The organism is Acidobacteriota bacterium, from assembly GCA_003225175.1.
Lineage (GTDB): Bacteria > Acidobacteriota > Terriglobia > Terriglobales > Acidobacteriaceae > Gp1-AA112.
Genome location: QIBA01000071.1, coordinates 66,410 through 81,908, shown reverse-complemented (window position 1 = coordinate 81,908; position 15,499 = coordinate 66,410). Strand labels below are relative to the sequence as shown.

Sequence of the window (15,499 nt, the reverse complement as noted above, 5' to 3'; positions counted from 1 at the left end):
GCCCTTCCACTCGCCGTAGGCAAATGTTGCGTCGACGATCTGCTGAAATTCCTCTGGGGTGAAATAGTCGGTCGGCTGAACGGTGACCTGAACCTCCTTCATCCGCTTTGATGGGTTTCGCAGCAGCCACTCGTTCTCGACGCAAAAGGCGAAAAAGGAGTTGAGCCGGTGGTGCTTGCGCTGCGTTGTAATCGCGCTGTTCTTCCACGAAGCGCGGAACTGTCGCAGCAGAGGCGTGCTGATCTCGTCGATAAAGACGAGCCGGTTGCTCTTTGCCCATTCTAAAAATTGTCGCTGGAGCAATGTTTTGCTTTGTGCCCGGGAGGTCTTGGCCAGCTGGCGCGCCTCTTCATCTTCCAAGAAATCTTTGACCGCCTGCTCGATGCGGATTCTCAAAGCATTCGGCTGGTCCGGCGGGCGTAGCGGGTCGTGAGCAAGCTCGAGAGCGCGGGCTTTGCGCTCGGCCAACTCCCAGCTGCGGGTCTTGGCTGAGAGACGAACGAACTTGCCGGTCGGCAGAGTGCCGTTCATCCACTTGGGACAGCGGCAGCGGCGGTAGTTGCTGTCGGTCTGCGCGCAAGGTGGATAGTGCCTGGTATAGACGCTGAGCATGCTTCTCCTCGCGGGCCTTGCTGGAGCCTGAAGAGGAGCGGCATTGTACGTTTATTGTACGATTGGCGCGAAATTCCAATAACCTATTCTGTTTTCAGCACCTAGGAGGTGGTGGAGCTAGTCGGGATCGAACCGACGACCTCATCGTTGCGAACGATGCGCTCTCCCAGCTGAGCTATAGCCCCACGTTGGTAGGTGAATTTGATTTTATCAGTGCGGTAGTTGCCTCGCTAGCTGGCTCTTGAGGCAGGCACTCGGCGGGGAGTGAATCTCTATTACGCTGCGCTCGCAAGGCGGGCTTCTGCTTCGGTCAGCAACGGCTGCAAACGCTCTTTGTCGGGCACGCCGCCTTGCGCGAAATCCTTGCCTCCACCACCGCGCCCTCCGGCTGCACTGACGAGTTCGCGCAACAAGGTTCCCATATCGGAACTTAAATCCGAAGACCGGGCAAATACCAGCGCGGGCGGATTCGCTGCGGACCCTAGCAGCGCGATTACTCCTGAAGTACCCTTCGTCAGCTTTTGCGCGAGAAGCTTGATGAAACTCGCATCGCGATCTTCAAACACCTGCACGATCCGCTTGGCTCCCTGCTCAACAGCTGTATCGCGGATCAGCTGCGCCGCCTTGAGCTCTGCCAGCTCTTCCAGTGCCGCGGCTTCCCGTTTTTGGATCGTACGACCCTCCTCGCGCTGCTTGCTTATGTTTGCAGGCAAGTCGCGCGGTGCGCACGGATACAAGCCCGACGCCTCGCTGAGAATCTCGAAATCCCGACGCGCCACTGCAACCGCTCGGAGACCACAGACGAAGTCCACCCGCAAACCCTGTTTCACCTTTTCCGTGCGACGAATGAGAAGACCGCCAATTTGTCCGGTGCTTTGAGCATGCGTCCCGCCGCAGGCATTCAGATCAAAATCACGGATGTTCACCAAACGAATTTCGCCGGCGCGCTCGGGGAGTTTGCGTACTCCCATCTGCGCAGCTTCTTCGCGCGTTGCATAGTGGACTGATATCGGACGATTTTCGGCGATGATCTCGTTTGCCAGCCGCTCAACGCGCAGCAGATCGTCCCGCGATACCCCCGGCACATCGATGTCGATGGTCGATATCTCCTCTCCCAGATGAAACGAAACAGTCTTTCCATTGAGCAGCTGTACGAAAGCTGCCGATAACAAATGTTGACCAGTGTGCTGCTGCATGTGATCGCGCCGTCGTTCCCCATCGATTACCCCGCGCACTTCGACGCCCGGCGGCACGACTTTTGAAACCCGATGCCAGACTTCGCCCTCCTCATCTTCAAAAACATCCTCCACGGTGATTTCAAGAGGCACTCCCGATTTGGATTCGGTCGTAAGGCGGCCGGTGTCGTACGGCTGTCCTCCACTCGCCGGATAGAACGCTGTTCGGTCAAGCTTCACCGCCCAAGTGGACTGATTGCCGTCGCGCTTGAGTTCCCGCGTATCGAGAACACTGGCGCGGAAGTCATAGAGAAAGGAGTCGTTGTAGTAGAGGCGTTCTGTCATGAAAGAAAGCTACTAAGCTTCTGAGCTTCTAAGCAAAAGCTTCTCGCATTCAGATCGGACCGGCACAGATACTAATGACATTTGCATTGCTCTGTATCGCTCTGCTTAGAAGCTTAGGAGTTAGAGGCTTAGAAGCTCTTAATACGGCCCAATAATGCCGCCGATGCTTCGCTGCGCCGGCGTCTGCGATCCAGCTCCGTTTGTCGCGCGCGAGATTCCCATTGCCTGGGCAATCACATCGATGTACTTGAGTCCGGTACCGGTGTTGAAGATCACAACTTCGTCGCTTGGTTTCAGAAATCCGCTTGCCAATAGCTTGTCGTAGGCAGCGGTAGCTGCTGCTCCTTCCGGACAGAGGAAAATTCCCTCCTCGCGCGACCACTCGAGCAGCGAGGCCAGCATATCCTCGTCGGAAATAGCAATTGCAGTTCCCCCACTGCGCCGAACAAAGTCGAGGATCAGATAATCGCCATGGGCCTTGGGAACGCGCAGGCCCGAAGCGAAGGTGTGCGCATCCTTCCATGCTTCGGAGACCTTCTTCCCTTCCTCGAAGGCTTTCGGAATGGGAGCGCATCCGCTGGCCTGGATCGCTACCATTTTGGGACGCTTTGCTCCCGAGCTCAGCCATCCCAGCTGCTCTAATTCTTCGAAGGCCTTCCACATGCCGATCAGCCCAACGCCGCCTCCGGTGGGATAGAAAATCGCGTCGGGCAGCCGCCACCCCAGCTGCTCGGCAACTTCGAGCCCCATCGTCTTCTTCCCTTCCACACGGAAAGGCTCCTTCAGCGTGGAAATATCGAACCAGCCTTCTGCCTGCTTGCGCTCGCCGACGATGCGCGCGCAATCGCTGATCAGTCCATCGACCAGCGTTACATTCGCTCCGTAAGCCTTGCACTCGACGAGATTCGCCTCAGGCACGTCTTTCGGCATGAAGATGTTTGCCTCGATGCCGGCAGCGGCCGCGTATGCGGCCAGGGCTCCAGCGGCGTTTCCCGCAGAGGGAATCGCGAGCTTCTTTAGTCCGTAGTGCCTGGCCATCGTCACGGCCATGCAGAGGCCGCGGGCTTTGAACGAGCCGGTCGGATTGGCGCCTTCGTCCTTGATCCAGACATTCGGGCGCTTGCGACTCGCAAGCATCGGCGTCAAACCTTCGCCGAGAGTCACCGGTTCAACATCGGGCAGCAGCTCGCGGTAACGCCACATGCTATTCGTACGCGACGCTATATCGTCGCGATCAGCGCGAGCGCGAACCTGTTTCAAGTCGTAGCGAACCCACAGCGAACCGGCATCTCTAGGACAGAGAGTTTGCGGAACCTTTGCATCAAGGCGTTCCCCACACTTCGAGCACTCGAAGTAAGCAATTGGGGTCCCGGATGATTGGCTAACAGTTGCTGATGGAACCTGCGGTGCGGCCATGATTGAAGTGTATCAATCTGCTTTGCTCACCGTCTGCCGGCTGGGATGTTTAGACGTTGCCTCTACGACCGCGGAAGCTTCGACGGATGTAAGCCATGGTAAATCAGTGCCATAGTAGCCTTTTCACAGCCACCTTGAGAGCCCAGCTTCCATCTTTGGAACGAGCGCCCACCAACGAGACAAGGAGGGTGACAAAGGTTTGCAACATTGGAACAGGCTTGAGTTCCGGTTAAGAACAGTGGTCATGCTGTCATCCGAAACACTGGAAATTGTTGACTATTAGGGGTACTATCGCATCCCTCTGAGCAGCTCTCACATCCAAGGTTGCAGGATCCCTGCGCCTGGACTGGTAGGGCGCAACAGAGAACAAAGGCACGACAATGCCGAAGGGAACGTGCGCGGCACCTCCCAGGAGTCTCCAATGTTCAGTAAACTTTCTCTCTCTCTGGTCTTAATCGCATCTTTGGCATGCGTTGGTCAAGTTACAACCACGGGTGGATACGGAACCACGTACAACGTAGCGTCAAGCCCTGCCGGCACTCCCGATGCTCCAATCATTTCTACGCCAGACATCGCGCTTCCCGGCAGCGGCCCAGCGGTAGGGGCGCCGCTTACCAATGTAAATACCAACGATAGCAGGACGGCTACGGGACCTTCGGTCTATAACCCCAACTTCATCTCGCCGGTTTCCGGCAACGCTCAAGAGTCCTCTTTCACGGGCAGCGCTCCAGCCAGCGGAAATGAAGGATTTGAGTTTGGCGTTCAGCACTTTGTTTCCGGAGCTCCGGCAGCCGCGACCTCAAGACAGAGCCTGGCCGAGATTGCACGGGCAATTAAAGCTCAGCATCCCAAAGCATCCAGGTCTTTCAATAACGACAGCATTGCCAGGCTGAATGCTGAAGGTGTCAGAACGGGAAATCTAGGACCGGAGAGTTCAGCGGCGTCCACAGAATTGGCGAAAGCACCGGCGCAAAATACTCTGGTCGCGGAAAACCGGATGCCGGCATTGCCGCAAAGCGATCAGCCGGCCACAGCTCCGACACGTCAGAACAGTGCGACTGCGGCCCAGCAGCGCCATAAAGATCAGGCTCTCACCGAGAGGCAGTCTGCTCCGCCTGCGCCTGCGCAAGCTTCTGCTCCGGTAGAGAATGCTCAGAACACCGCGAAGCTGCCGCAGACTTCCTCGGCTTTACCGATCATCCTGCTGCTCGGAGCATTGGGTATAGCTGGAGGAGCGCTGTTCTACTTCATGCGCCGATAGTCGCGGCCTCACAATCAAAATCTGGTAGGCTTTGAATCCCGGTCGTCAGCGGCCGGGATTTTGTTTTCCGCCAACGGGAGGCGCAGAGCTTGGCTCAACCCCATCGAGAGGTGATCTCGCAGCTTCGCCGCGAGATGGGCTTCTGGGACGTTCTCCTCTTCAACATCGCAGCCGTACTCGGCCCGCGATGGATCGCCGCTGCGGCCCATAACGGGACATCTTCCATCAGCTTGTGGGCTCTGGCGGCTGTCTTCTTTTTCTTTCCCACGACGTTAGTAATCACTGAACTCTCTACTCGATTTCCGGCGGAAGGCGGGCTTTATGTCTGGACCCGGGAAGCCTTTGGCGACTTTCACGGATTCGTCGCCGGCTGGGCTTACTGGGTCTATTCCTTTTTCTATTTTCCCGGATTGCTGGTAGCGAGCACAGCGATGAGCGCCTATGTCGGCGGCGCCGGACACGGGCACCTCGCCAACGATCGCGGATTCCTGCTTACCGGTTCGCTGTTACTGCTGGCCGTCGCGGTGGGCATGAACATCGTCGGCCTCAATATCGGTAAATGGCTGCAGAATGCCGGAGGCGTAGGCACGTACGCTCCGCTGCTCATCCTTGTAGGAGTGGCGGCGGCGGTTTGGGTGCGGCATGGATCGCAGACCCACATCACCTGGCACAGCACACTCCCGGTTTGGAACTTCGGTACCGTGAATTTCTGGTCGCAAATTGCATTCGCATTCACCGGCATGGAGCTGGTCTGCGCGATGGCGGACGAAGTGCGCGACCCTAAGCGAACCTTTCCCCGCGCGATTTTTGCTTCCGGAGTGCTGATAGCGATCATTTATATCCTTGGCACAGTAGCAACCATGGGGCTTGTGGCGCCCAATGAGGTCGATCCCAAGAGCGGGGTCTTCCAGGCAATTGCGCATGGCTCGAGCCTGGTTGGACTTGGCTTCCTCGGCGTGCTGGCAGCCCTGCTGGTCACGGTGGGAAACGCCGGCGGCGTGGGCACCACCGTCGCCGGAGTCGCTCGCGTTCCCTTTGCCGTTGGCATCGACAGTTATTTGCCTTCCGCCTTTGGGAGGATTCATCCGCGCTGGAAGACGCCTTACATTTCCATTCTGATCCAGGCAGGCATCTCCGCAGCAGTGCTCATCCTGGCGCAACTAAACGAGACGGTGAACGGAGCCTACCAGGTGCTGGTGGATGCCGCCATCATCCTCTACTTTCTGCCCTTCCTTTATATGTATGCCGCAGCGATCAAGCTCGCGTATCGCAGCGACCGCGAGCAAACTCCAGACGCAGTGCTGGTACCGGGCGGACGAACCGGCGTCTGGATCGTTGGCGCCTTGGGATTTCTCATCTGTCTTCTAGCCATGGGGATTTCCATGATTCCGCCGGGCGAGACCACAAATACAGCCGTCTTCGAACTAAAGCTGATCGGCGGGACAAGCCTCGCAATCCTCATCGGACTGGCGCTCTACTGGCGCTCCAAAAAGGCTCGCGGCTAAAAATCAACCTACACGGTTCCGTGTGATTCGTGTCATGTTTTGGTTTTGAGTTGCTGTTAGTCATAATCAAAACCCATGCTCGCGGAATGGACGGTCGAACTCGGCGCCGACGATCCTCAACTCGAGATCCCGTGGACGCTCGAAGACGGCTCGTCGCGCTTCCTGGATCTAAAGCGGCAGCCCGAACTCCTGTTGGAGATTCCCGAAGCCTGCGCTTATTCCGAGCTGGCCGAATTCCTGAATTGGGCCAATTCGCCGGACTCCCCATTTGAGACTGCTAAATGCGATGCATGGACAAGCCGCGAAATCAATACAGAAGATGAGGTCTTCGGCGAGCCATGCAAATTCGGATCGTACGTGGATCTGCTCTTCGTGGACAAAGACCGGAGGACCCAGTTCGCGGAAAACGAGGGCTTCGTGCGATCCCTGGCAAAGCTATTGCGACACGCTCCCGAACTGGCCAGCGCCGTCGAGTGCACAGTTCGCCGCTGCCTCGATCATCGCGCCGAAAGGCAAGCGTGCTTCTATATCACGTTTTACCTAAATGGATATGGTGAAGATGAACCTCAGGCGCGGAAACGCTGGGCTATTGCGATGAAAATGGTTCAACACGCAATCATGCAGCAATGCCACGGAAAATCAGGACCAATTCGGTAGAGAAGCAGCATGCTGCAGGGCTGCCCAAGTTGGATGAACCGCATCTTGCTTCGGCTGATTTTGAAGGGAGACGGTTACATCATGGCGCGCCCGGCAGGATTCGAACCTGCGACCCTTTGCTTAGAAGGCAAATGCTCTAGTCCAACTGAGCTACGGGCGCGTAACTCCATTTTAGCTGACGTTAAGTCGCCGTCTTCCTCGCAGCCGGCTGAATGCTGGATGCTGACGCCTGAACGCTCTCGGCGATCCACTGCTCTAACCGCCTGCACAGCGCATCGCGAGAATCGAGCGATGTTTTGCTCATATCAGAGACCGCGCGCCAGAGTCCCGGGCGAATCGCAATGTAAGCGATGAATCGCCAGGCGCTGAATTGGCCGTTGCGGTTGAACTGATTCATATCCGGGAGACGCGCGTCATGAGCGTCTGAGATGGCTTTGAAGCAGTGGAAGGGCAGACCGGCCTGATGCGCGCATTCGGCGACCGCAGACGCCTCCATGTCGACGTAGTCGCCTTGGTATTGCTCGCCCAACCGCCGCTTTTCTTCGACCCCGGCGACTCGTTCAACTGTCACCAACGTACCATCGTTGCCGCCGGCTGAATAATGCTTTCCCGAAACGGAGTCGACCACCGTCACAGGACGCACGACCTTGCCTGCAACCGCGCTCGAATTCAATCCTCCCGCCCATCCAACCGACAACAGCGAGCTGATCTCATCTACGGACAACACTGCGCGTGCTGCGGCGAAGGCGGGTTCGTGTCCCATCCCGGCATAGGCGATGACAGCATTCCTGTTCTGATACATCTGCACGCGCCGATCCGGCAGATACTTGAGGGGCTCCATGCCGCGGACAAGCGGGTGCACCTCGCGAAAGATGGCGGCAATAATTCCAACGCGGGCCATTAGCCTGCGACTCCCATCGCTGCGGGTAAAGGCTGCCGCACATATCCATGCTGCACAAACCATGCCGCCGCGCGGCGAAGAGCATCCTGCACAGGCAACGCGCGATATCCAAGCTCACGTTCTGCTTTGGCCGATGAAGCGAACATTTTTTTGCGTCCCATGCGCACGGCTTCAAGCGTTGCTCGTGGTTCCTTGCGGCGCAGCACGCCCGTAAAGAATTGGTCGAATGCAGCAAATCCCAACGCCAGTCCATGTGGAACCCTGGTGCTGGGCGACGCAAGGCCGGTGATCTCCGCCAGCATATCGAGGATCTGCTTCAACGTGAGGTTCTCTCCACCAAGAATATATCGCTCGCCCGGCTTCGCCTTTTCCATCGCCAATAGATGTCCGCGCGCGACTTCTTTCACGTCCGCGAGATTGAGTCCGGTATCCACATAAGCGGGAAAGTTGCGATTAAGGAAGTCCACAATGATCCGCCCAGTAGGGGTGGGCTTGATGTCCCGCTCGCCGATCGGAGTCGTCGGATTCACGATGATCACCGGCGCTCCCGCCCGACCAGCACTAAGCGCCGCCTGTTCGGCCATAAACTTCGAGCGCTTGTAATGACCGATCATGTCAGACAGATCCACCGTCGTGTTCTCATCAACTATCGTGCCGTCGGAGAGGAATCCCATCGTCGCCACGGAACTGGTATACACAATGCGCTTCACGCCGGCTTGCCGAGCTGCATCCATCACTGCGAGTGTGCCGTCGACATTTACGCGATACATCTCGTCAGGATTGCGCACCCACAGCCGATAGTCGGCCGCGACATGAAAGACCACGTCGCATCCCGCCATGCCCCGGACCAACGAGGTGAAATCCCCAAGCTGGCCTGCCACGCGGTCGGCGCGAAGAAGATCGATATTGTCCGTGCGAGTTCCGGGTCGCACCAGCAGACGCAGCTCCGCGCCCTGCTGTTGAAGCAGCTCGGCAACGTGGCTGCCGACGAATCCTGTTGCTCCTGTAACGAATGCTTTCATGTGAGAGCACTCAGCCGTCAGCACTCAGCATTTAGCCGACCACCGACTTCGAGAATACTGACATTATCTCGGGTTTTGCAGGATCGAACGCGAGCTGGCCGGGAATCCATCAAGTGTACTGGCTGAATGCCGAGTGCCGAATGCGGAGTGCCTGTTTTATCTCAGAGACTCCATCACTTCATCCAGCACGCGCTTAGGCGGACGCACCGCCTCCTGCGGCAGATGCGCCAGCGGCGTCTCTGTCACGTGCAGCAGATCCACGAAGTTTGGCTTCTGCGTGTCAATGTAGAAGATGCCGGTGAGGACTTCGCCTTTCTCGTGCGACTCCATCAGGTTCTTCACCGCGTTTGTCTTGTTCGTAGGATCGTAATCTTCATGCAACTTGCGCAAACGCAAATGGGAACCGTCGTGCATTCTCACGTCAAACGTAGAACCCGGATCGTAATCGACGGAGATGTTCTCGAAGTGCGGCACGAATCCAGCCTCGGCGATCGCCTCCTCATGCTCTTGCACGTACTTGTAAGACTTCGTCGATCCCTCATGGTCATTGAACGTGACGCAGGGGGAGATCACGTCGAGCATCGCTGTGCCCCGATGCGCGATGGCAGCCTTCAGCATCGTGAGCAACTGCTTCTTGTCTCCGGAGAATGAACGCGCCACAAATGTCGCGCCCATTTGGATTGCCAGCGTGCAGGTATCAATCGCCGGCAGATCGTTAATCACTCCCGACTTCTGCTTCGACCCGAGGTCGGCAGTCGCGGAGAATTGGCCCTTGGTCAATCCATACACGCCGTTGTCTTCGATGATGTAAATGATGGGCAGATTGCGCCGCATCAGATGAATGAACTGTCCCATGCCGATCGAGGCAGTATCGCCGTCGCCACTCACCCCGATTGACAGCATGCCGCGATTGGCGAGCACGGCGCCGGTGGCAACCGAAGGCATGCGGCCATGCAGCGAGTTAAAGCTGTGCGCGCGGCCGATGAAGTACGCTGGGGTCTTGGACGAGCAGCCGATGCCCGAGAGTTTGAGCACGCGCTCCGGCTGCACGCCCATCTCATACATAGCGTCGATCACGCGCTCGGAGATCGCGTTGTGTCCGCAGCCGGCACAAAGCGTAGTCTTGCCGCCGCGGTACTCGATAACCTGTAGCCCGAGCCGGTTCGTCTTCGGGGCCGGAGTGGATGTTGGGGTGATCGCCATGAACTACTTCCCTTCCTGGGAGATGATTTCGTCGGTAACCGACCGCGCGTCGATGGGTAATCCATTGAAGTGACGCACGCTGCGCAGCTTCGAAGTCTGTGTTGGATTCAGGTCGAGCTTCAGCAAGCTCAGCATTTGCGCATCGCGATTCTGCTCTACGACGTACACCCGTTCGTGCTTCGCCACGAAGTCATGCAGCTCGCGACTGAACGGGAATGCCCTTATCCGCAGATAATCGGTGCCAACCTGGTACTCCTGCCTCAGCTGGTCGCGGCTTTCGCGAACCGCGAAATCACTGCTGCCATAGGCAATAATCCCGATCTTCTCTCCACGATCGGCGACGACTTCCGGCCGCGGCACATAGGAGCGCGCCGTCTCGAACTTGCGGTTCAGGCGCTCCATGTTGTTCTGATAGTCGTCCGGACGCTCGCTGTATTGCGCCTTCTCGTTATGTCCTGAGCCGCGCGTGAAGTACGCCGCCGCCGGATGATCGGTGCCGGGCAACGTACGGTATGGGATTCCGTCTTTATCAATGTCCTTGTAGCGCGCGAATCCGCCCAGGCGATTCAAGTCCTCGGCGCCCAACACCTTTCCACGGCTGAACGGCTTTTCCGGATACGGGAAGGGTTCAGACATCCAGTTGTTCATTCCTAAATCGAGATCCGACAGCACGAAGATAGGGGTCTGCAACTGCTCGGCAAGATCGAATGCTTCAACCGCCATGGAGAAGCACTCGGTCACGCTTCCGGGAAACAACATTACGTTCTTGGTGTCGCCGTGGCCGAGAAACGCAATCGAAAGCACGTCACCTTGTGATGTTCGCGTAGGAAGCCCGGTCGATGGACCGACCCGCTGAATATCAAAGATCACCGCCGGAATCTCGGCGTAGTAGCCCATGCCGGTGAACTCGGTCATCAGCGAAATTCCCGGACCGGAAGTCGAAGTCATCGCCCGCGCTCCAGCCCAGCTCGCGCCGAGTACCATGCCGATCGCAGCCAGTTCATCCTCAGCCTGCACAATCGCGAACGTAGCTTCACCGTCCGGACCAATTCGGTACTTCTTCATGTAGTCGATCAACTGCTCGCAAACCGAAGAAGAAGGCGTAATCGGATACCACGTGACAACTGTGACTCCGGCAAACATCGCGCCAAGCGCTGCGGCGGCATTGCCGTCGATGATGATCTTGCCTTGATTTTCATTCATCGCCTCAACGAAGAGCGGATCCTTCTTCGTGAGCGATGCGGCGGCGTAATCAAAACCTGCCTTCGCGGCGGTCATATTCAAGTCGGCGGCTTTTACTTTCCTGGCAAACTGCTTGCGCAGCGCCGCTTCCACCTGCTTCATCTCGATGCCGAGAATCTGCGCGACCACGCCGACATAAATCATGTTCTTGACCAGCTTGCGCAGCTTGGCCTCGGGACACACGGCAGCAACGATCTTGTCGTAAGGAACGGAGTAGAAGATCAGGTCAGAGCGCAGCGTATCGAGCTTCAGCGGCTCGTCGTAAATGACAGAAGCCCCCGACGCCAGAGACATCACGTCTTCCTTCGCCGTCTCCGGATTCATCGCCACCAGCATGTCAATCTCTTTTTTGCGGGCGACGTAGCCATGCTTGCTGCAACGGATGGTGTACCAGGTTGGGAGCCCCGCGATATTCGACGGAAAAAGGTTCTTTCCGGAAACGGGAACTCCCATGCGAAACAAGCTGCGAAGAAGAACGGTGTTCGCCGATTGCGAACCAGACCCGTTGACGGTGGCTACCTGAATGCTGAAGTCATTGATGATTCGATCACGCTCAGAACGCTGTGCAACGTCCTGAACGGCTAAGTCCCCTGATGCCATCGATAGTCCTTGAGTGTGATTCCTGCTGCGTCCCTGCTGTGCAGTCGAACCTAAAATTATAAGACGCCGGGCCCCGGATGGAGCAGCAACTTTCGTCTAATGGAAGAACCGTAGAGACGCAGCACGCTGCGTCTCTACTAATTCCTCACATCCGCCATGAACTTCTCCACCTCGGCACGCTGATCCGCGGTCAGCGGAAGCAGCGGTAAACGCGGAGGTCCGCCATAATAGCCATTCAGATCCAGCGCGTACTTTAGCGCAGGAATGCCGAGCTGGCTTGCGACCCGCGTCGCGGGTTCGACGACCCGCTGCTGCTTCAACTTCGCCAATTCCTTGTCGCCGTCTTTCCATGCAGTGTAGATCTCGAAACATGCAGTCGGGGCGGCGGCTCCGAAGGCGAGCACAGCTCCCGCAGCTCCTGCTTCGAGCGACGGCAACAGTTTCTGCGCCGATCCGGCGAGCAACTGAAAGCCAACTTCCTTTTGACGCATGACCTTCACACTCGGCTTCGGCGGCTCGCTCGACGAAACCCTCGGCGATCCCGAACCGGCAAGCGCAGCCACGCTCACCAGCTCTTCCGTATTCTTGAGCACGCCCAGCAGCATGCGTCCTGTGACCGCGTTGAAGACCTCGGTTGCGTTCGCTTTGCGCTTGATGTGACGAGTTCGCGCAACTACGTCGGCGATCTTCTCCATCACTGCGCTGGATTCCTTGATGCCGATAATGTTCGGATGCTCCGCCAATTCTTGAATCACGTCGGCCGGGAGATCGTACGCGGTAAACGGCGGCACGCTGTACATCAAAACCGGAAGAGGCGAACGATCGCCAACGAAACGATAGTAGGCCAGCAGATTCTCAGGCTTCATCTGCGGACGGTAGTAGTGCGGCGTGCGCACCAGCGCGACATCATAGTTCAGCTTCGCGGCAAACTCCGCAGCTTCCACGGTCTTGATCGCGGACTCGTGTCCCACACCCGCAAGCAGAACCTTCTCCGCAGCAGCGACTTCAACTGCGAGGCGCAACACCTCGCGCTGCTCGTCTTCGGAGAGCATTACAACTTCCCCGGTGGACCCAAGGATAGCCATGCCTGCAATGGGAGTGCGCGAATAGCGATCGACGTTATGCTCGAGCTTCTTAAGGTAGAGACGGCCGTCAGAATAGAAAGGCGTGGTAAGTGCGGGAAAAATGCCGGAGAGGAGCATGCCCTATTCTACGTCACCGTGGCAGAGACGCAGCATGCTGCGTCTCTACCGTTCCGCCTGCTCCACCGGCTGCTTCAGCAGATACGTCTTCACGAAGATGATTGTGGAATAGAACTGAAAATCCTGGTTCTTCTTCTTCGAGAATCCGTGGCCCTCGTCTTTCGCTTCCAGATACCATAGCGGAGCTCCGTTGCCCTTCAGCTTATCCGCCATCTGTCGCGACTCACTCACCGGAACTCGCGGATCGTTGGTTCCAGCAACGACGAAGGTGGGCTTTGTGATCTTCGCAGCGTTGTTCATCGGCGCAATGCGTTCCATGAACTCACGCATCTTAGGATCGCGCTCGTCGCCGTACTCCACGCGCCGCAAGTCGCGACGATAAGGCTCCGTGTGCTCAAGCAGCGTAACCAGATTGCTCGGACCTACTACGGGCAGTTGGCAGCAGAGGTCATTCTCGTAGAGCGTTGCGATCGCCCATGTCATGTGCCCGCCGTAGCTTCCACCGGTGACCATGATGTTTCCGCTGTCGAGCTCAGGACTCTGTTTGACCCAATCCATCAGCGAGCCAATATCTTTGTACGAACCCTCGCGCAGGAATCCATTGTCGAGCTTGAGGAAGGTTTTGCCGTAGCCGCTTGAACCGCGAACGTTGGGAAAGATCAGGGCGACGCCGAGTTCGTTCAGGTAGTAATTGTTCCGGCCTAAAAATCCGGGACGCGACTGCCCTTCCGGACCGCCGTGGATATCGATAATCACCGGCCGCTTTCCCGTGAACTTCGTCGCATCCGGTTTGTACACGTATCCCGAAATGGTACGCCCGTCGAAGGTCTTCCAGTGGATCATCTCCGGCGCGACAAAGGTCGCCGGATTCAGTCCGCCGGTTTCGCTTGTGGTCCAGCGATCGACTTTGCCGGTCTGCGCGTCGAAAGAATAGCTATCGAGTGGAGACTTGGCGGAGCTGAGGCTGAAGGCAACGTCGCGATTGTTCTTATGCCACTTCACCCGGCCAACCACGCCCAGCGGAATTTTCGGTCCCGGCTTCTGCCGTCCGGAAGCGGTATCGAGCAGACGAATCACGCTCGCTCCGTCTTCATTGGTGATAAATGCAATCGTGCGTCCGTCTTCGCTGATGTCGAAATCGTCTACATCCCACTTGATATCGCTGGTCAGATACTTCGGCTGGAGCGAAGCGTGATCAAAATAAGCCAGACGCTGGAATTCTGAGTCGCGATCGCTGGTCGCATAAAAGCCCTTGCCGTCTTTGCTGAACTTCGCATCGCCGTAGGCAATCTGCTCCGATCCTTTTTGCGTAAGCAGCTTCTTCTGTCCTGAGGCGACATCTACCAGCCAAATGTAGGTTTCGTTGGCTGAGATCCCTTGTATGACCAGAAGCTGCTTGTCATCGGGAGACCAGTCGGTCGGGTTCCATCCGCCACCCTCAAGCTGCAGCAGCATGCGATCGGTTTTTTGATCAGCCGCGTCCATGAGCCAAATATCCGTGTCCTGGCCGTTACGACGGGTTGAGGTATACACAAATTTGGTGCTGTGATTGGCGAATACTGCGTCCAGATTGCGCGACTTGCCATCGGTCAGCAGCGTGATGTCTCCAGAATCCACGTCGTAGCGGTAGTACTGAAACCACTCGCCGCCGCCGATATCTTTAGAGAAGATGAAGAACTTTCCCGCCACCGGATCGTAGCGCGCGGAAGTTACACGATCAGGAAAGAACGTAAGCTGCGTCCGCGCTCCTCCCGGAGCAGCCACGCGATGCAGCTGCGGCACATCGCCGAACCGCGTATTGATCAACATTTCACGCTTCGTCGGATTCCAATCGAGAAAGGCAGCGCCGCGAACCTGGGTGTATCGGTCGGCCTGCTGCGCAATTGACATGGGCACAGGTGGAATGCCCTCAACCACCAAAGCCGAGTTTGGCTGGAAATTCTGCGGCGCCGGAGGCGGACCGCTCGGTGCGCTTTGTGCGGAAGCCAACGACAGCGAAGAAAGAACCGAGAAAAGGATGGATACGAAGCAAAGTTTTCGATTCATGCGTCCCTCTGGAAGGAGAAGTTTTACCAGAAGAAGCCAGGATTTGCAGCTAGCCTGCGGCGGAAAGGCGATGCCCTAGGGATCAAGTGGCATCATCCGGCCCGAAGGGCCAAACGCGCCGTAGGCGCCAAATGTGAAAGCCCAGCATGAAATGCCCGGCTTTCGGCATGAAATGCTGGGTTGAGGTGTAGATCAGAATCCCGAGTCCCGGAGGGACGGCACCTTCCTTGATGCTGGGCGAGACAAAAACAATTTTGTGACGATGGGCCATCGCCAAATAGAATCCGCGATTGCCCCACACCGAAACGTTAC

General features: G+C 57.3%; 13 protein-coding genes and 2 tRNA genes. 3 read left to right on the top strand and 12 right to left on the bottom strand.

The window, feature by feature from the left end; translation table 11 throughout:
- The 4 genes from DMG62_21065 to DMG62_21050 all read right to left on the bottom strand — a co-directional run.
- Positions 1-612: hypothetical protein (locus DMG62_21065; protein PYY21032.1), on the bottom strand; the 612-nt coding region annotated here is incomplete at its 3' end.
- A gap of 109 nt (positions 613-721) precedes the next feature.
- Positions 722-797, bottom strand: a tRNA-Ala gene (locus tag DMG62_21060).
- Positions 798-887: 90 nt separating this feature from the next.
- Positions 888-2,132 (bottom strand): alanyl-tRNA editing protein, encoded by a 1,245-nt coding sequence (locus DMG62_21055; protein ID PYY21031.1) that lies wholly within the window; start codon positions 2,130-2,132, stop codon positions 888-890.
- Positions 2,133-2,270: 138 nt separating this feature from the next.
- A complete protein-coding gene (locus DMG62_21050; GenBank protein ID PYY21030.1) occupies positions 2,271-3,548 on the bottom strand; it encodes a threonine synthase in 1,278 nt (425 codons plus the stop codon).
- Positions 3,549-3,969: 421 nt separating this feature from the next.
- Here DMG62_21050 and DMG62_21045 point away from each other — a divergent pair, with 421 nt between their 5' ends.
- The 3 genes from DMG62_21045 to DMG62_21035 all read left to right on the top strand — a co-directional run bounded on the left by DMG62_21045 (position 3,970) and on the right by DMG62_21035 (position 6,971).
- A complete protein-coding gene (locus DMG62_21045; protein PYY21029.1) occupies positions 3,970-4,809 on the top strand; it encodes a hypothetical protein in 840 nt (279 codons plus the stop codon).
- A gap of 110 nt (positions 4,810-4,919) precedes the next feature.
- Positions 4,920-6,314, top strand: a complete 1,395-nt coding sequence (locus tag DMG62_21040; GenBank protein PYY21028.1) for a hypothetical protein — start codon at positions 4,920-4,922, stop codon at positions 6,312-6,314.
- A 75-nt stretch (positions 6,315-6,389) separates the two neighbouring features.
- The gene (locus tag DMG62_21035) at positions 6,390-6,971 is read left to right on the top strand and encodes a hypothetical protein (GenBank protein PYY21027.1); all 582 of its coding nucleotides are present in this window, start codon (positions 6,390-6,392) and stop codon (positions 6,969-6,971) included.
- A gap of 82 nt (positions 6,972-7,053) precedes the next feature.
- On the opposite strand, the gene DMG62_21030 is transcribed toward DMG62_21035, so the two are convergent.
- The 8 genes from DMG62_21030 to DMG62_20995 all read right to left on the bottom strand — a co-directional run bounded on the left by DMG62_21030 (position 7,054) and on the right by DMG62_20995 (position 15,488).
- A tRNA-Arg gene (locus DMG62_21030) sits at positions 7,054-7,131 on the bottom strand.
- A gap of 21 nt (positions 7,132-7,152) precedes the next feature.
- Positions 7,153-7,935, bottom strand: coding sequence for a nucleoside phosphorylase (locus DMG62_21025; GenBank protein ID PYY21026.1), 783 nt, complete (start codon positions 7,933-7,935; stop codon positions 7,153-7,155).
- Entirely contained in the window at positions 7,872-8,894 is a 1,023-nt protein-coding gene (locus DMG62_21020; protein PYY21025.1) for a dihydroflavonol 4-reductase, read from the bottom strand. Before DMG62_21020 ends, DMG62_21025 begins: the two co-directional genes overlap by 64 nt.
- 156 nt (positions 8,895-9,050) lie before the next feature.
- Positions 9,051-10,097, bottom strand: a complete 1,047-nt coding sequence (locus DMG62_21015) for a 2-oxoglutarate ferredoxin oxidoreductase subunit beta (protein ID PYY21024.1) — start codon at positions 10,095-10,097, stop codon at positions 9,051-9,053.
- Between the two features lie 3 nt (positions 10,098-10,100).
- Positions 10,101-11,939, bottom strand: coding sequence for a 2-oxoacid:acceptor oxidoreductase subunit alpha (locus tag DMG62_21010; protein PYY21023.1), 1,839 nt, complete (start codon positions 11,937-11,939; stop codon positions 10,101-10,103).
- 137 nt (positions 11,940-12,076) lie between these two features.
- The gene (locus DMG62_21005) at positions 12,077-13,141 is read right to left on the bottom strand and encodes a dihydrodipicolinate synthase family protein (GenBank protein ID PYY21022.1); all 1,065 of its coding nucleotides are present in this window, start codon (positions 13,139-13,141) and stop codon (positions 12,077-12,079) included.
- 45 nt (positions 13,142-13,186) lie between these two features.
- Positions 13,187-15,187 carry a peptidase S9, prolyl oligopeptidase gene (locus DMG62_21000; GenBank protein ID PYY21021.1) on the bottom strand — a complete coding sequence of 667 codons (2,001 nt, stop codon included), beginning with the start codon at positions 15,185-15,187 and terminating at the stop codon, positions 13,187-13,189.
- 82 nt (positions 15,188-15,269) lie between these two features.
- Positions 15,270-15,488 carry a hypothetical protein gene (locus DMG62_20995; GenBank protein PYY21020.1) on the bottom strand — a complete coding sequence of 73 codons (219 nt, stop codon included), beginning with the start codon at positions 15,486-15,488 and terminating at the stop codon, positions 15,270-15,272.
- Between the last annotated feature and the right edge of the window lie 11 nt (positions 15,489-15,499).

What these genes read in the sequence shown, in the direction of transcription:
- DMG62_21055 (PYY21031.1), bottom strand. Translation starts at nt 2,132, where the DNA reads ATGACAGAACGCCTCTACTACAACGACTCCTTTCTCTATGACTTCCGC.
- DMG62_21050 (PYY21030.1), bottom strand. Translation starts at nt 3,548, where the DNA reads ATGGCCGCACCGCAGGTTCCATCAGCAACTGTTAGCCAATCATCCGGG.
- DMG62_21045 (PYY21029.1), top strand. Translation starts at nt 3,970, where the DNA reads ATGTTCAGTAAACTTTCTCTCTCTCTGGTCTTAATCGCATCTTTGGCA.
- DMG62_21035 (PYY21027.1), top strand. Translation starts at nt 6,390, where the DNA reads ATGCTCGCGGAATGGACGGTCGAACTCGGCGCCGACGATCCTCAACTC.
- DMG62_21025 (PYY21026.1), bottom strand. Translation starts at nt 7,935, where the DNA reads ATGGTTTGTGCAGCATGGATATGTGCGGCAGCCTTTACCCGCAGCGAT.
- DMG62_21020 (PYY21025.1), bottom strand. Translation starts at nt 8,894, where the DNA reads ATGAAAGCATTCGTTACAGGAGCAACAGGATTCGTCGGCAGCCACGTT.
- DMG62_21015 (PYY21024.1), bottom strand. Translation starts at nt 10,097, where the DNA reads ATGGCGATCACCCCAACATCCACTCCGGCCCCGAAGACGAACCGGCTC.
- DMG62_21010 (PYY21023.1), bottom strand. Translation starts at nt 11,939, where the DNA reads ATGGCATCAGGGGACTTAGCCGTTCAGGACGTTGCACAGCGTTCTGAG.
- DMG62_21005 (PYY21022.1), bottom strand. Translation starts at nt 13,141, where the DNA reads ATGCTCCTCTCCGGCATTTTTCCCGCACTTACCACGCCTTTCTATTCT.
- DMG62_21000 (PYY21021.1), bottom strand. Translation starts at nt 15,187, where the DNA reads ATGAATCGAAAACTTTGCTTCGTATCCATCCTTTTCTCGGTTCTTTCT.